The sequence below is a fragment of the Acidithiobacillus ferridurans genome (assembly GCF_003966655.1).
Taxonomy (GTDB): Bacteria; Pseudomonadota; Gammaproteobacteria; order Acidithiobacillales; family Acidithiobacillaceae; genus Acidithiobacillus; species Acidithiobacillus ferridurans.
The window spans coordinates 2,350,402-2,365,507 of record NZ_AP018795.1 but is presented as its reverse complement, the minus strand read 5'-3'; the positions used below and the strand labels follow the sequence as shown (position 1 = coordinate 2,365,507).

13 protein-coding genes and 1 pseudogene are annotated in these 15,106 nt (G+C 53.6%); 9 read left to right on the top strand and 5 right to left on the bottom strand.

Translation table 11 applies throughout. The features are described from left to right. Positions 1-2: 2 nt before the first annotated feature. Together AFERRID_RS12215 and AFERRID_RS12210 are read left to right on the top strand one after the other, a co-directional pair. Positions 3-2,480, top strand: a complete 2,478-nt coding sequence (locus AFERRID_RS12215; protein ID WP_126605310.1) for a YbcC family protein — start codon at positions 3-5, stop codon at positions 2,478-2,480. Between the two features lie 126 nt (positions 2,481-2,606). After that, positions 2,607-3,635: a PDC sensor domain-containing protein gene (locus AFERRID_RS12210; RefSeq protein WP_012607160.1), complete on the top strand. Its 1,029-nt coding sequence runs from the start codon at positions 2,607-2,609 to the stop codon at positions 3,633-3,635. A 265-nt stretch (positions 3,636-3,900) separates the two neighbouring features. On the opposite strand, the gene AFERRID_RS12205 is transcribed toward AFERRID_RS12210, so the two are convergent. Continuing rightward, positions 3,901-4,599 (bottom strand): Crp/Fnr family transcriptional regulator, encoded by a 699-nt coding sequence (locus AFERRID_RS12205; RefSeq protein ID WP_226832978.1) that lies wholly within the window; start codon positions 4,597-4,599, stop codon positions 3,901-3,903. A 341-nt stretch (positions 4,600-4,940) separates the two neighbouring features. Between AFERRID_RS12205 and hcp the strand changes: the two genes are divergently transcribed. From hcp to AFERRID_RS12190, 4 genes and pseudogenes are all read left to right on the top strand, one after another. After that, the gene (hcp, locus tag AFERRID_RS12200) at positions 4,941-6,614 is read left to right on the top strand and encodes a hydroxylamine reductase (RefSeq protein ID WP_197722439.1); all 1,674 of its coding nucleotides are present in this window, start codon (positions 4,941-4,943) and stop codon (positions 6,612-6,614) included. Between the two features lie 58 nt (positions 6,615-6,672). After that, on the top strand, positions 6,673-7,701 hold the full coding sequence (locus AFERRID_RS12195) for an FAD-binding oxidoreductase (protein WP_012607158.1): 1,029 nt from the start codon (positions 6,673-6,675) through the stop codon (positions 7,699-7,701). 110 nt (positions 7,702-7,811) lie between these two features. Beyond that, positions 7,812-7,973: pseudogene (locus AFERRID_RS15730) on the top strand (IS256 family transposase); the annotation flags it as partial. After that, positions 7,959-8,651 carry an IS630 family transposase gene (locus AFERRID_RS12190; protein WP_012607157.1) on the top strand — a complete coding sequence of 231 codons (693 nt, stop codon included), beginning with the start codon at positions 7,959-7,961 and terminating at the stop codon, positions 8,649-8,651. The pseudogene AFERRID_RS15730 and the gene AFERRID_RS12190, both read left to right, overlap by 15 nt. 50 nt (positions 8,652-8,701) lie before the next feature. Here the strand turns inward: AFERRID_RS12190 and fdhD are convergent, their stop codons facing one another. Genes fdhD through AFERRID_RS12170 form a run of 4 tightly spaced genes read right to left on the bottom strand, consistent with a single transcriptional unit; the run spans position 8,702 to position 12,924 of the window. Continuing rightward, positions 8,702-9,508 carry a formate dehydrogenase accessory sulfurtransferase FdhD gene (gene fdhD / locus AFERRID_RS12185; RefSeq protein WP_126605309.1) on the bottom strand — a complete coding sequence of 269 codons (807 nt, stop codon included), beginning with the start codon at positions 9,506-9,508 and terminating at the stop codon, positions 8,702-8,704. Further along, entirely contained in the window at positions 9,487-9,756 is a 270-nt protein-coding gene (locus tag AFERRID_RS12180; protein ID WP_009569193.1) for a hypothetical protein, read from the bottom strand. The genes fdhD and AFERRID_RS12180 overlap by 22 nt, the downstream gene beginning before the upstream one ends. Further along, positions 9,746-12,013 (bottom strand): FdhF/YdeP family oxidoreductase, encoded by a 2,268-nt coding sequence (locus AFERRID_RS12175; RefSeq protein WP_126605308.1) that lies wholly within the window; start codon positions 12,011-12,013, stop codon positions 9,746-9,748. Before AFERRID_RS12175 ends, AFERRID_RS12180 begins: the two co-directional genes overlap by 11 nt. Positions 12,014-12,042: 29 nt before the next feature. After that, on the bottom strand, positions 12,043-12,924 hold the full coding sequence (locus AFERRID_RS12170; protein ID WP_126605307.1) for an NAD(P)-dependent oxidoreductase: 882 nt from the start codon (positions 12,922-12,924) through the stop codon (positions 12,043-12,045). Between the two features lie 187 nt (positions 12,925-13,111). On the opposite strand from AFERRID_RS12170, the gene AFERRID_RS12165 reads away from it, so the two are divergent. The 3 genes from AFERRID_RS12165 (at position 13,112) to AFERRID_RS12155 (ending at position 15,098) form a co-directional block, all read left to right on the top strand. Then, entirely contained in the window at positions 13,112-13,867 is a 756-nt protein-coding gene (locus tag AFERRID_RS12165) for an integrase catalytic domain-containing protein (RefSeq protein ID WP_049756717.1), read from the top strand. Positions 13,868-14,201: 334 nt separating this feature from the next. Continuing rightward, positions 14,202-14,648, top strand: coding sequence for an Hsp20/alpha crystallin family protein (locus tag AFERRID_RS12160; protein WP_009569199.1), 447 nt, complete (start codon positions 14,202-14,204; stop codon positions 14,646-14,648). 186 nt (positions 14,649-14,834) lie between these two features. Continuing rightward, positions 14,835-15,098, top strand: coding sequence for a hypothetical protein (locus tag AFERRID_RS12155; RefSeq protein ID WP_126605306.1), 264 nt, complete (start codon positions 14,835-14,837; stop codon positions 15,096-15,098). Positions 15,099-15,106 lie beyond the last annotated feature (8 nt).

Below are 15,106 nucleotides of genomic sequence, written 5' to 3'. Positions count from 1 at the left end.
GCATGCCAACACCAGCGACAATAAAGTCATATCAGGACATCAAAGCGAACATTGAGAAAGCATGCCAGAGAATTGCTCCACTCTGGCCGCTCAAGCACTTTGTTGCAGTAAATCCATACGTTGGCTTGCGCGATCAACCATTTTGGCGAGCGGATCAGACGCTTCGCAAAATCACTGGCAAGGGACTGACCATGCCGCGGCCATATTATGAAGAACAGATCGCCAACGGACGGATCACCCAAGAGGATTTAGACGAAGCACTGAAGGAAATGCACAGCAATTGGAGTGTTACCCAGCTCAAGCAGGCGATGAAACAACGATCGGCAAGCCGGAACGTGCCCTTTCCGGTCTTCGCGGATGCCATGTTTGCCGATGATCGTCGGGATTGGCCAGGCTTCGTTGTGGAAAGGATTAGCCAATATTGCGCGGCGTACTTTGACGAGGGGCAGGCCACATGGAGCATGCCGTGGCGCGATGACCCGATGTATCAGGCTTGGTTAAAGTTCATGCATTTCGACAAGAGCCCGCGAATGGTCGGTTTGCGCGGGATTGGAGAAGCGGCCGCCGCACTCCCGGCAGCCGCTGAAACGGCCATTGCCTTGGCTCTGAAGGAACTCTCCGTCCCGTTCGATCTGATCGATGATTATCTCTTTGCAGCACTCCTGAGTATCGGCGGCTGGGCGGGTTGGGCTAGATATTTGCGTTGGCAGGCCGAATTGAAGGGTGAGACCGATCAATCCTTGCGTGATCTTCTCGCCATCCGCGTGTGTTGGGATGCCATTCTTCACAAGACCTGCGCAGATATCGCCGTACGAAAACAATGGCACCTGATGTTGCACACCCAACAAAATAGGGCGATAGAAAAACCGTCGGAGCATGTTGATGCCATTTTGCAAACCGCGCTGGAGATCGGCTATCAGCGGTCATTAATCAAATCACTAAAAGAAGCATCGAGGCCAAGCAATACAGTCATTGAGCGACCCGTGGCGCAGGCTGCGTTTTGCATAGACGTGCGCTCCGAAATCATCCGCCGGGCACTGGAAACAGTGGCTCCAGGCATTCAAACCTTGGGCTTTGCGGGTTTCTTTGGCGTACTCATGGAATACGTCCCATTCGGTTCGAATGCGCCTAAGGGGCATCTCCCAGTCATTTTCAATCCGCCTTATCGGGTGTGCGAGGACCTGAGTCATGCAAGCGAGGATGAAACGCAACGGCATGCCGCAAAAAGGCAATTACGCCTACGGGTAGCCACCGCCTGGAAGAGTTTCAAAACATCAGCAGTGTCGACTTTCACCTTTGTGGAAGCCACCGGGTTGCTATATGCCCCGAAGCTTTTCGGTGACAGCATGGGTTGGACTCGCACCGTACCCCATCCGGACGAAAGGGGCCTTGATAGTGGGACGAAACAGAGATTGCGCCCACGCTTGATCGCTAGCGGTAACGGTAAATCCAGTGCGAAAAGTACCGGAATACCAGAAACTGAGCGGGCGGGTGTCGGAGAATTCATCCTTAAAAACATGGGGCTGACGCAGACATTCGCACGCCTGATCTTGTTGGCAGGCCATGGCAGCACTACGGTCAATAATCCACAGGGGACTGGACTCGATTGCGGTGCTTGTGCCGGGCAGACGGGAGAAGCCAGTGCCAGGATTGCGGTAACCTTGCTAAACGATCCGGCGACCCGCCGGGGTCTTGAGGAAAAAGGGCTTAAAATTCCGAAAGACACCTATTTTATCGCCGGATTGCATGACACCACAACCGATGAAGTGACGATCTTTGATACGGAAGATTTGCCGACAACACACGCCAAAGATCTGGCGCAACTCCGCCAATGGCTGGCGGATGCGGGTGAGCTTACGCGGTTGGAGCGCGCCACCCTGCTGGGTACGGCCTCTCAAGCTCCTGAGGTGGTCACGCGCGATATGCGGCGACGCACTCGGGACTGGGCCGAGGTCAGACCCGAATGGGCACTAGCAGGCAACGCCGCTTTTATCGCAGCCCCCCGCCAGAGGACAAGGGGTGTTGACTTGGAAGGTCGGGCTTTTTTGCATGACTATGACTGGCATAAGGACGCGGGCTTCTCCACATTGGAGTTGATTATGACCGCACCCATGGTGGTGGCAAACTGGATCAACATGCAATACTACGGCTCCATGGTAGACAATCTGCGTTTCGGCAGCGGCAATAAAGTGCTACATAATGTCGTTGGGGGATCTATCGGCGTTTTAGAGGGGAATGGAGGGGATTTGCGTGTCGGTTTTGCCTTGCAGTCCCTGCACGACGGTAAGCGTTGGATCCATGAGCCGGTCCGTCTCAACGTGGTGATTGAGGCTCCGCAGGCAGAGATGGAGAGCATCATTTCCCGCCACATTCTCGTCCGAGAACTGGTGGATAATGGTTGGCTTTATCTCTTCCAAATTGATGATGATGGCAGTGTTTACCGTCGCGTATGCGACAAGCAGTGGCCACGGATGACGTGAAAATTTCTGCCGCATTGCAAACCTGGTCTTGCTAGAGACAGCCATTGGAGGGAAGATGCAAGATATGTGTAAGAGAGCCGTCCAACGCCGGCAGGAGACGCAAGCCACAATGGAGATTTCTTTTTTATGACAGCGCTAGAAGACTCTTCCCTGCCAAGACGGGTTTTTCAGCAACGCGCGTTGCTTACCGGGTTGCTGTACGAGCCAATGCGGCGCCTGGCAGATGCATGCAGTCGTGTGTGGGGTGACCGTCCAAAAATGGAGACTGCATTGAGCGAGGCATTCTCCAACGTACCGTACTGTAAGTTTTTATATGTGTTGGACACCGGCGGAGTGCAGATAACGTCCAACATCAGCCGTGAAGGTCTGCTCGCCGAGCACTTTGGCCGGGATCGATCGGACCGGCCATATGTCAGAGAAGCCTTGCTGGCTGCCGAGTATTCTAACAAATATCGTGAAGCGCAGTATCAGCAGTGGCCCTACATACGAGAAGGGGTCCAAGCTGTCGACTTTCTGTTGTGCGAAGCCTATATCAGTCTGCATGCGCTACGGCCTTCGTTGACCGCCGTCCAATTTGTGCGTGACACCGACGGCACACTTCTCGGTTTCATCGGTGCGGATTTTGCCTTGAGGGACTTGCCTCAGGCAGGCGAAATATACGAAGAGCCCCGGTATCCCCGGCGGTTTGAAGGAGACCCATTCATATCGGATACGGCCGATACGAAGATGCGTTCCGAAAGCAAAATGGATAGACATCTGGATACCGTGCTTAGTGTCGTGGAAGAATTGATACTCGTACATGGTGTATACCATATAATTCTCCATTTCTCTAGCAGCCAAGCCATACTCTGGGTGATGGATGATCCGTATCGGTACCGTCTGCTGACTATAGACGAACTGATAGACCCCAATATTTGCTTGGCGTATCCCAAGCGTCCATATCCGGATGAAGCTGTGGTACCCCAGCAAGAGGTCCGGAAAATATTGAGCAATTTACGAACATTGAGATTTATGCAAGGAATATTTTATTTGCGCTCAGGATCTGTCAACATCTTTAACGGCACCGTAGGGTTGACATTTTCCTCCGATTGCTCTCATTATATTTCGCATGACGACTTTCTCAAAAGAGATCATACGTTATGGAATAATGGTTGATGGCCAAAAGACGGTCACCAAGCAATAGCACAGCATAAATAGGTAAATATCTCCCGGCAAAACCGGGAGCTTTGCCCCATCTCTGCTGGATGCTAGATTCCTGGAGGTGTTGGCCAAGCAGCCCTGCCTGCGACCGGAACAGATCAAAATCACCGAATCGGCGCCTTTGCGCGCCATGCAGAGAGCGCAAAGCCGCCGGGTCGCCTGATATCGCCTGGTATTGCCAGGCCACAAACCGGTTGGAGGCCCCATGGTTCGTGTCTCTTCAGCGGTCTTCCTTCGCCCATTGCCGTAACGCAGAAGGGCGGTGAATGTATATCTTGAGTTTTTCAACCGTGATCAAATGCTCCTCTCGCAATCGCTTCAACACACGAGAAAATGTTTCCGGGGTTAAACCTAGTCGCGCCGCGATCATGGCCTTTTTGGCAGGTAGAAGCAAACTCACGGGAGAATTTCCCGATGGGCAAAGTTCCAGCAGATATCCTACAACCCGTTGGTCAGCGGATTCCACAGTAAGATGTCGCAACTCCATTATTAAATGACGTAAACGCAGACTCAGTCTGCCCAACATTTGCAGCATCAGCTCCTGATGCTGCTGTAGGATGACGAGAAATATCGTAAGGGGAATTTCCAGAACCCGGCTCGGCATGGCCGCTATTGCCTGCACAGGATAACGATATCCCAAAAAGGCTACAGCTTCTGCAAAAAGGTCTCCGCCTTGCAAAATATCAACTATTTTCTCGTGGCCGTCAGCAGCCGACGTCACCAGCTTCACTTGTCCATCCAGAAGAAAATAGAAAGCGGTAGCTGCATCGCCTTCGAGGAAAAGGATTTGCCCGACATTCATCTCCAGAACACGTGCGCCCTTAAACAAATGCGAAAGGTCCTCATCCGACCAGACAGAGAATATTTCTGTTCGGCGCAATCGCTCCATTTCTGTTAACTCTACTTGGCCGATTGTCATCAATCTGGCTTTTGGGCGAACAAAACCGTGTCTAAAACCATCTTTACCCCATGATGCGGCTTTTACGGACCATAACTCAGCCTGTTATGTGCCTGCGGGTGGCGTCTCGCAGGCGGATTCAGCCGCCGGATTCCAGACAATTGATCGGGATAGGCGGAGCGTAGTGTGACGTTAAATACGTTACGCCGAATCTCCGGGCAGGGTCAATCGCCTGTCTTTTGCTTACGGGTTTCCCGTCGACGATCATGAGGAAGTGGCGCAGCCACTTGATTGAAATCAAGGATGGTCCTGATCACAGCAGATATTGTTGACAAACAAGCACCACAACCTCAGGAGACACCATGATGTTTTGCTATCAATGCGAACAAACCACCCGCAGCCCCGCCGGAATAGGCTGTACCAGTGAGCCGGGAACGTGCGGCAAGGATGAGGCCACTGCCGGTCTGCAGGACATTCTCACGCACCTTATGAAGGGCATTGCCCAGTATGCGCGCCGGGCGCGGGCGATGGGTGTTGCCGACAGACATACGGACGACTTCATTTTTTATGGGCTTTTCACCACGCTCACCAATGTGAACTTCACTGCCACACGTTTTGTCCACCTGATCCAGGAGGCCAGCAAAAGGCGTGAACGGATCAAATTATTGTACGAGGAAGCGGCGCGAGAGCAGGGCAAGACTCCCGAAATCCTGTCCGGTCCGGCCCTCTTCCAACCTGCCGATAGTCTGGAACAACTGCTGCGTCAAGCCCCTAGCGTCGCCATAAACGCCGACGTAGAACATCTCGGATCCGATGTGATCGGTGCTCGTGCCCTCATCCTCTACGGCATGAAAGGCGTAGCCGCTTATGCTCAACATGCCCGCGTCCTGGGTTATCAGAGCGACGAAGTCGACGCACAGGCAGAGGAAATCCTGGACTACTTGGCAAGTAATCCAACGGACCTCGATGAAATGTTGGAAGAATCATTGGAAGTCGGCCGTTTGAACCTGAAGGTGATGGAGTTGCTTGACGTTGCCAATACGGACAGTTTTGGAGCGCAGGAAATTACCTCTGTGCGCATCTCCCCGATCCAGGGCAAGGCAATCCTGGTCAGCGGTCACGATCTCCATGATCTCAAACAAATCCTGGAGCAGACCAAGGATCAGGGGATCAATGTTTACACCCATGGGGAGATGTTGCCAGCCAACGCCTATCCCTTGCTCAAGGCATACCCTCATCTGGCCGGGAATCTAGGGGGAGCATGGCAAGATCAGCAGCGTGAATTTGCAGATTTCCCTGGGCCCATTGTCATGACTTCCAACTGTATCATTGAGCCGGGCAGAAGTTATAAAAATCGAATTTTTACCCTTGGCCCAGTGGGGTGGCCCGGCGTCCGCCATATCGACAATGGGGATTTCACCCCGGTGATCCAGGCCGCCAAGGCATTACCGGGATTTACTGCCGATGCAAAAGAGCAGCGTATCACCATCGGTTTTGGGCATCACACTCTCCTGGGTGTGGCGGATAAAATCGTCGATGCGGTGAAGCACGGAGATATTCGCCACTTCTTCCTCGTCGGTGGGTGCGATGGTGTTTCTCCGGCGCGCAACTACTTCACGGAGGTGGCGGATAATGCCCCCGCCGATTCGGTAGTGATGACCCTGGGATGCGGTAAGTATCGATTCAACAAGCATGAATTCGGAGATATTGGAGGCATCCCCCGCCTGCTGGATATAGGCCAGTGCAATGATGCCCACTCCGCCATCCGGGTAGCGGGTGCCCTGGCCGAGGCATTCAATTGTGGGGTCAATGACCTGCCGTTGTCGATCATGCTCTCCTGGTTTGAACAAAAGGCTACCGCCATTCACCTTTCCCTGCTGGCTCTGGGTATCAAGGGAATCAAGCTGGGGCCCACCCTGCCTGCCTATCTCACACCAACTTTGGTGCAGAAGCTCCAATCACGTTTCGATCTTGATCTCGATCTTATTGGCGAGGCGCAAGCGGATTTGCAGACGGCTCTGGCGCATACGGCATAGCACAATGGAACGCCGCTTCGTTCTGCAACGGACGAAGCGGCATAAGGATGAGCACATCATGACCAACTACGATATCACTATCCATACCCGTGATAAGCAACAGGTGTCCTTCGTCTGTTCTGAGGCGGAAGATTTACTCTCTGCTGCGGACCGGGAAAGTATCCTGCTTCCTTCCCAATGCCGGAAGGGAACTTGCGGAGCCTGCGTGGCCACCGTTACCGCAGGCACTTATCACCTGGGTGAAGTCAGTATGGAAGCCCTGCCAGAGAAAGCGCAGGCACGAGGCGATGTACTTCTGTGCCGTACCTATCCGCGAGCGGATCTGATTCTGGAGGCGCCTTATGACTACAACTACATCCGCTTTGAGCGCATCCCGGAGCGCGAGGCAGAAGTAGTGGACGTCACTATGGTGGCTACGGGTACGCGACGACTGTTATTACGCCTGCAACCTGATGAGCAAGGGGGAGCTGCGGAATTCGAAGCTGGGCAATTTATGGAAATCCAGGTACCTGGCAGCGATGCGCGTCGCGCCTATTCTCTAGCCAACAACACCAACTGGAATGGCGACCTGGAATTTTTCATCACGCTACGACCAGGTGGTGCCTTCTCTACCTATCTGGAATCCGCCTTGGTGGGCGATCGCCTGAACATACGTGGACCACTGGGAACCTTTACCCTGAGAGAAAACGGCCTGCGGCCACGTTGGTTCATTGGTGGCGGGACAGGTCTCGTGCCGCTACTGTCGATGCTGCGACGCATGGCAGATTGGGGAGAAATGCTTCCGGCACGTCTGTACTTCGGCGCAAGATATGAAGACGAACTCTTCTGTCAGGAGGAAATCCGTCAGATCCAGGATAAACTTCCCCAACTGCAGGTGAAGATATGTCTTTCACGTCCTGGCAATCACTGGGTGGATTATCGAGGCAGCGTGGTGGATGCCTTGCGCGACGATCTGGGAAGTCTTGCCACTTTACCGGATCTGTATGTTTGCGGATCAACGCGATTGGTCCAGGGGGTGACGGAATTAGCTCTGAGCCAAGGGTTGCCGGACTCCTGTTTGCAGTTCGAACGGTTTTTGTCCGCATAGGAGCTATGATCGAAACTGGTGTATAGACGGGTTACAAGTGACTTGAGCAAGGTGGCGTACTGTTGCTACAAAGGGTTTGCAGGCCAAGTGAGCAACGTAAGGAGTACGCCGTGGAAAAGAATACCGTATTTGAGGGTGGTATGGGAGAGTTGGGCCTGGGCATCGAAGGCGTACTTCGGCGAGCGGCACGTTCCCTGATCGAACAGGCCATAGAGACAGAGGTGGCCGTATTGCTGGAAGAGTTTTCTGCTGTACGGATGGTCCAGGAGCGTCTGGTGGGTAAGTATTTCAAGCGTTGGAGCTTCACTCCGCAACGTCCTGTCAAAAGGGCGTTGGAGCAGAATCCAGAAGCGGTCCGTCAGTGGTTGGAGCAGGATTATCCCCGCCTACGCGCGCAAGCGGCCCAAGAGGGAGCGGTGATTTATTGGGGGGACGAGACGGCCGTCAAGGAAGATGCCCATTGGGTGCGCGGGTATGCTCCTCGGGGACAAACGCCGGTATTGGCTGTTCCCGCCCGATGGACCACGCTATCCATGATCTCGGCGATTTCTCCGCAGGGCAAAGTCGCTTTCCAGATTGTCGAAGGCAGCATGGATGCGGAGCGTTTCATCGCTTTTCTCACGGCCTTGATTCAGAATGCGCCCAAGAAAATCTATCTGGTAGTCGATAATCTGCGTGTGCATCATGCCAAGATGGTAACGACTTGGCTCGCGGATAAAAAAGACCGTATTGAACTGGCCTTTCTGCCGCCCTATGCGCCGGAATCCAACCCCGACGAATACCTGAATCGGGACTTCAAAACGGCTCTACGTGTCGGCACGGTCAGCACTGAGAAAAACTCGCTAATAGCCAAGGCAACAGCCTTCATGGAGCGTCTGCGCCAAATGCCGCACCAGGTCACCAGCTATTTTCGCCACCCTTCTGCCCACTATGCTATGTCGGATATTTAAGTGCCTGGTTAATAATCACAAACCGGGGAAAGTGCGGGCACCCAGTCTTTCTAGATGCGTTCGGGGTGGGCATACAAAGTCATGCGATCATTCCGGGCGAAACCAATCAGGGTAACACCATGGCTTTCAGCCAGCTTGATAGCGAGACTGCTGACCCCGGAAATAGCCGCAATCACCAGAATACCAAAGCCAATGGCTTTGAGGACGATTTCAAAACTCAGGCGCGAGGAAATCCCCAGCACATTGACTTCGCCGGGCCTCAGCCCATGCTGAATGGCTGCACCAATACTTTTATCCACCGCATTGTGGCGACCAATATCTTCGCGCACCAGATAATCCCGTTGATAGCCGAGAATGGCTGCATGGGCTGTCCCGGTACTGTGGTTGAGCGCCTGTCGCTCCTGCATCTGGACCATGAGAGTGCGGATGGAGGCCGGATTGCAGCAAAAACTGCTTTCCAGTGGCGCAAAGGGAATGAGCCCGGCCAGGAGTGGTGTCCCGCACAAGCCGCAGGCACTTCCGCCAAGGACGTGACGACGCTTGTGTTGCGCGCGTTCTGCAGCTGCTGCCGTGAGCTGGAGGTAGATGGCCCAGGCGCCATTTTCGGTCATCCGTTCCCAGGCGATAATTTCCTCGGGGCCGTGAATAATGGCTTCGCTCCACAGAAAACCCATAAAGAAATCATCCAGATGCTCCGGCGTCACCATCATCACCGCATAAGTCTGACCGTTGATGACAATGGATACTGCCCGTTCTTCAAGGACAGCTTCCTGGTGGGCAACCGATAACCCTTTTCCGGTCAGCAGGGTCGCTGCTGACCAGCCGATGCAACTATCTAATTCGCCATGGATGCGCATAAATCCTTTCCTTTCTGGGTAAGAAGGATCACAGCACGACCACGTTGTTCGCTTTGGGTCAGATAACCCATACCACCCCAGCTTTCATTTTCACCAAGCAGTAACAACAGACGTTCCAGTTGACTACGCCGCAAATTCATCTGTTTCCCTATTTTTGCCAGAGAAATGACCGGTTCATTACACAGTGCTTGCAGCAGAGCGATGACCCAATCCTCCGTGGCCGATTCTGGAACAGACTCAGTCGTCACGCTTGGTCACCGCGTGAAAGGTCACCCGAATGGATTTGGAAGTCGGGGTGTTGGCTCGGTCTGCATGGCTGGACAGAGGAACCAGCACATTCAGTTCGGGATAGTAACCCGCCACACAGGAGCGGGGAATATCATAAGGCAGCAGGCGAAAACTCCGGGCAACGCGCTCGCCGTCAGTCCAGTGCGAAATAATATCCACCAGCGAATTTTCTGCAAAACCCAATTCAGCCATGTCTTCCGGATGCATGAAGCAAATATTGCGGGCACCTGATACCCCCCGGTAGCGATCTTCATACCCATAAATAGTGGTGTTGTACTGATCGTGACTACGAATCGTCATCAGATTGAAAATCCGCGCCGTACTTTTGGGAACAAAGCGGCCTTCAGTGATGTGATGCAATGGCTGGGCAATAAACTGAGCCTTGCCGGATGGCGTTGTCCAGCGTCGGGAGCGAGGCGGCAGATCGAGATGAAACCCTCTGGGTTGATGGACCCGGGCATTGAAGTCCTCAAAACCCGCAACCACTCTTGAGATGCGGTCGCGAATCCGGTCGTAATCCTCTACCAGGGCGCGCCATGGAGTTTTGCTGTTGGGCAAAGTGGCTTCAGCCAATTCGGCAATGATGGCACATTCGGATTTCAGTTGTGGGGAAGCCGGCACCCGAATTCCCTGGGAAATGTGCACCATGCTCATGGAATCCTCAACGGTGATGCCCTGGGGCTGACCATTTTGAATATCTATTTCCGTCCGACCCAGACAAGGGAGAATCAGGGCATTTTTCCCGTGAACCACATGAGAACGATTGAGTTTGGTGGTCACATGTACGGTGAGTTCACAATGGCGCAATGCTTCATGTACGCGCTGGGTATCCGGGGTAGCGTTGGCAAAATTGCCTCCCATCCCGAAAAACACCTTGGCCTCGCCTTTTTCCAGGGCGGCAATACTGCCAATGACGTCATGGCCGGGTTCTCGGGGCGGCTCAAAACCAAACTCCTTACCCAGACGATCCAGAAAATCGGCAGCGGGACGTTCCCATATCCCCATGGTGCGATCGCCCTGAACATTACTATGCCCGCGAATGGGGCAAGCTCCGGCTCCTGGCTTACCCATATTCCCTTTCAATAGGAGCACATTGACCAGCATTTGAATGGTAGCGACGGCATGCTTGTGTTGGGTGATGCCCATTCCCCAGGTGATGATGCTGGCTTTGCCCGAATCATAAATTTTACCGATTTCCATAAGCTCGGCATGGCTGAGACCGCTTTCTGACTCAATTTCTGCCCAAGGGGTATCCAGGGCAATTTTTTTCAGAGCATTAAAACCTTCGGTATGGATGTCAATAAAATCCTGATCCAGAGAGCCCTGCTCCAACAGATAACGCGCTATGCCGAGGGCAATGGCATAGTCGCCGCCAATGCGGGGCTGATAATAATGGGTGGCGATTTCGGTCCCATGATTGGTGAGCATCTCGCCGGGATCCTGAGGGTTCACAAACCGCTGCAGGCCGCGTTCCCGAAGCGGGTTGAAAACCAGAATCCGGCAGCCGCGCTTGGCCGCATCCCGCAAGGTGCCCAGCATACGCGGGTGATTGGTGCCAGGATTATGACCAAAGAGGAGCAGTGTGTCGGCATGGTCAAAGTCTTCCAGGGTGACAGTACCTTTGCCAATACCAATAGATTCAGGCATTCCGAGACTGGTAGGTTCGTGACACATGTTGGAGCAGTCCGGCATGTTGTTGGTACCAAACTCACGGACAAAAAGCTGATAGAGAAAAGCTGCTTCGTTAGAAGTTCTGCCGGACGTATAAAAAATAGCCTGGTTGGGGGATTCGAGCGCGTGCAGGTGACGGGCTATTTGGGCAAATGCCTGCTCCCAGGAAACGGGTTGATAATGGTCGCTGGCTGCATCATACATCATCGGTTCCGTCAGGCGGCCGAATTCTTCCAGATCATAATCACTTTGCTGGGCAAGCCAGCGCACGGAATGCCGGGCAAAAAAATCGGCCGTTACGCGTTTGCTGGTGGCTTCGGCAGCAACGGCCTTCACCCCGTTTTCACAAAATTCAAAGGTGGAGTGGGCATCGGGGTCGGGCCAGGCGCAGCCCGGGCAATCAAAACCTTCGGCCTGATTGGACTTCAGCAGCAGGGCAGTTCCTGCCGAGAGAATGCCTTGCTGGCGCAGGCTCTGCATGGAAGCGCGAAGCGCCCCCCAGCCTCCCGCTGGTTGACGATATGAATGGAATTTCAGCTCAGACATGGTTTCTCCTTGTGAAGTATCACCGACTTTCAGGGCAGAAGACCGGCATCCTGCGCGGCCAATGCGCCTACGGCAGACCAGTCACGGGTGGCACCGCCCTCAGCAGCAAGGCGAATAAAGCGATCACGCAAGAGGCTTGCAAGAGGCAGAGGGACATCCAGATTTTCCGCTGCTGCCAGAACCAGACGCATATCTTTCTGGCCCAAGGGCGCGGCAAAGCCTGGAGGCGTAAATTTCCGGTCGGCAAGCAGTGCACCATAGTTTTTGTAGAGGGGCACATTGAACAGGCTAGAGGTCAGCAGATCCAGATAGGCATGGCGGTCTACCCCCCCTTTTTCCACCAGCGCCATGGCCTCACCCAGCGATTCAATGACCGAAGCAATCAAAAAATTACCACTGAGTTTGACCAGATTGGCCTTTTCCGGTGCCTCTGCCACCACAAAGCTGCGTTGACCTATCACGTCAAAAAGTGTTTGCAGACTGGCAATGAGTTCCGGTTTTCCCGCCAAGACCAGGAACAGCTTGCCAGCAGCCGCAGCATCGGGTCTTCCGAAAACCGGTGCGGCCAGATACTCCTGTCCGGCTTTGGCATGGGCTGCGGCCAGTTGCGCTGAAAGGGCAACACTGATGGTACTGCAGGACACATGCACGGCCCCCGGCCGCAACTGCGTTATCAGGCCGTTTTCTTCCAGAACCAGGGATGTCACGGCAGGATCATCGGCGAGCATGGTGAATACCACATCGGCATCTGCAAAGTCCTGAAGATTGCTGGCGGCTTGTGCACCTTGGTCCGCAAAAGCCTGCATTTTTTCGGGAGTGCGGTTGAACACCTTGATATTCTCTCCGGAAGTTAGCAGTCTGGCCGCCATTCCCGAACCCATCTGCCCCAATCCAATGAAACCTACTTGCATGATGACCTCCTTCACTTGTATCCGTTACATACCGACCGGTCGGCATAGATCTTAGTTAGAGTTACTGTTTCCGTCAACAATGGGCCTTGTCCAATATGAAATGAGTCTGAAGGGTGGATCGTGTTTCCAACATGAAATTAGTCTGGAGTGAGCCGCAACGGAATCGGGCTCCGTTCATGATGGAGGGATGGTGATCCGCTATCTGATGAAAATCAGTGGTTACTTCCGTCAGCAGATCACCCGGCTGATTGCCCAGTATCGCCAACACGGTCGGTTACAGCGCCGCCAGCGCACCGTGGCTGGTTTCCAGCACCAGTACACCGCCAAAGATATCCGCCTGCTGGCGGCGATGGATGAGCGCCACGACACGTCCTGCGGTCAGGCCATCAAGAAGCTGTGTGAGCGCGCCTGCGCGGTCTTCGGTCAGGCCGAGTATGAGCGGCTGGCCTCGATCTCCGTGAACCACCTCTATAACCTGAGAAAATCCACCATCTACACTCGCCAGCGGCGCCACTTTGCAAAGACCCGACCCAAGCCGTCAACGCTCGGCGAGCGGCGCCAACCCCAGCCCAACGGGCGACCCGGCTATATCCGCATCGATACGGTTCATCAAGGCGACTTGGACAAACAGAAAGGCGTGTATCACATCAACGCGGTGGATGAACAGACACAGTTTGAGATCGTCGTGAGCGTCGAGAAAATCAGCGAGCAGCACCTCATTCCGGCCCTGGAACAGCTGTTGGACAGCTTCCCCTTTAGCGTGCTCGGCTTCCACTCCGACAACGGCTTGGAATACATCAACAAACGGGTCGCAGAGCTGCTGGAGAAACTGCGCATCGAGTTCACCAAGTCCCGCTCACGTCATTCCAATGACAACGCCCGGGCCGAAAGCAAAAACGGCGCCGTGGTGAGAAAGCTATTCGGTTACAGCCATATTCCATAACGCTGGGCGGCGCTGATCAACACCTTCAACCAGCAACACCTCAACCCCTATATCAACTTCCACCGCCTCTGCTTCTTCCCGGAAACCCGCACCGATACCAAAGGCAAACAACGCAAGCTCTACCGCTACGTAAACATGATGACGCCCTATGACAAGCTCAAGTCACTGCCCCAGGCAGAAGGCTATTTGAAACCCGGGGCGGTTCAGTTTCCTCCAAAAGGCCTAAAGCCCCCCTTGAAATCATCTGAACTCGTACCCATAACGTTGCATGCCAGAGTCCAGGCGTACAGTCGCTTGGCTGGCGTCCTATTGATGCCCGTGAAGGAGGTGTAAAATGGCAAATGAAGTTTCACGTCCGGTGGTCAAGAGTGTTCGTCAGGTAGAACCTTTGGAAAACTTAATAGAAACAGTGTGGCCTGGAGTGTTTTCTCCTTTCATTACCCGACAGGCCACGCAACCCCAAATCGCGCATATTGATGTCCTTGATCACGATGACGCTTTTGTATTGAAGGCGGAGATTGCCGGCGTAGATAAGGATAAGCTGGATGTCCAGGTACACGGTAACCAGGTCTATATCAGTGGCGTCAAGGAAGAAGATAGCTCTCGGGAAGAAGGGAATTATATCTACCGAGAGCGTCGATATGGAGAGTTTTCTCGCACCGTGCAGCTCCCTGCAGATGTGAATGGCGATCAAACCAAGGCCATATACAAAGATGGTGTTTTAGAGTTGACTCTGCCTAAAACAGAATCTGCCAAACGCAAAAAGATTGCGATTTCCTGAGCGATAGGGGTGAGGCCTCGTGTATTTTCATGAGGCCTCACTTCCTCCATGATATCGCCTGGAACGGGTGATAACATATTGGAAATTGATAACTTCATAGTGGAACTGATCCAGATGATCGGTGTCTGATCCGATTTAGCAGAAACGGCACAGGTACAACCCTGCCAATTGTCTGGAGGACTTCAAATGAACACCCAAAAAATGGTGTTACCTGCCATCATCCTGCCGTTGTCCTTCTCTGTTCCGGCATTCGCCCAGTTGTCAAACCATTTGACGCAGGTGGCCGGTGATATATACGCATGTAAGACATCAGAGCAGGCCAGGATGCAGCATATCAATCCGGATTATCTCGTCCCGGGCTGCCGAATTTACAAACCTTCACCAGACATATCGGATTTGTGGACGACAAAGACTAACCACCACCGGGAAGCGGAAACGGGCCACGGATAGCTCTCTTG

Excerpts from the sequence above, each read along its gene's own strand:
- AFERRID_RS12215 (WP_126605310.1), top strand. The coding sequence starts at position 3 with ATGCCAACACCAGCGACAATAAAGTCATATCAGGACATCAAAGCGAAC.
- AFERRID_RS12175 (WP_126605308.1), bottom strand. The coding sequence starts at position 12,013 with ATGTCTGAGCTGAAATTCCATTCATATCGTCAACCAGCGGGAGGCTGG.
- AFERRID_RS12190 (WP_012607157.1), top strand. The coding sequence starts at position 7,959 with ATGGTCCAGGAGCGTCTGGTGGGTAAGTATTTCAAGCGTTGGAGCTTC.
- AFERRID_RS12170 (WP_126605307.1), bottom strand. The coding sequence starts at position 12,924 with ATGCAAGTAGGTTTCATTGGATTGGGGCAGATGGGTTCGGGAATGGCG.
- hcp (WP_197722439.1), top strand. The coding sequence starts at position 4,941 with ATGATGTTTTGCTATCAATGCGAACAAACCACCCGCAGCCCCGCCGGA.
- fdhD (WP_126605309.1), bottom strand. The coding sequence starts at position 9,508 with ATGCGCATCCATGGCGAATTAGATAGTTGCATCGGCTGGTCAGCAGCG.
- AFERRID_RS12165 (WP_049756717.1), top strand. The coding sequence starts at position 13,112 with ATGGTGATCCGCTATCTGATGAAAATCAGTGGTTACTTCCGTCAGCAG.
- AFERRID_RS12205 (WP_226832978.1), bottom strand. The coding sequence starts at position 4,599 with ATGACAATCGGCCAAGTAGAGTTAACAGAAATGGAGCGATTGCGCCGA.
- AFERRID_RS12155 (WP_126605306.1), top strand. The coding sequence starts at position 14,835 with ATGAACACCCAAAAAATGGTGTTACCTGCCATCATCCTGCCGTTGTCC.
- AFERRID_RS12195 (WP_012607158.1), top strand. The coding sequence starts at position 6,673 with ATGACCAACTACGATATCACTATCCATACCCGTGATAAGCAACAGGTG.
- AFERRID_RS12160 (WP_009569199.1), top strand. The coding sequence starts at position 14,202 with ATGGCAAATGAAGTTTCACGTCCGGTGGTCAAGAGTGTTCGTCAGGTA.
- AFERRID_RS12210 (WP_012607160.1), top strand. The coding sequence starts at position 2,607 with ATGACAGCGCTAGAAGACTCTTCCCTGCCAAGACGGGTTTTTCAGCAA.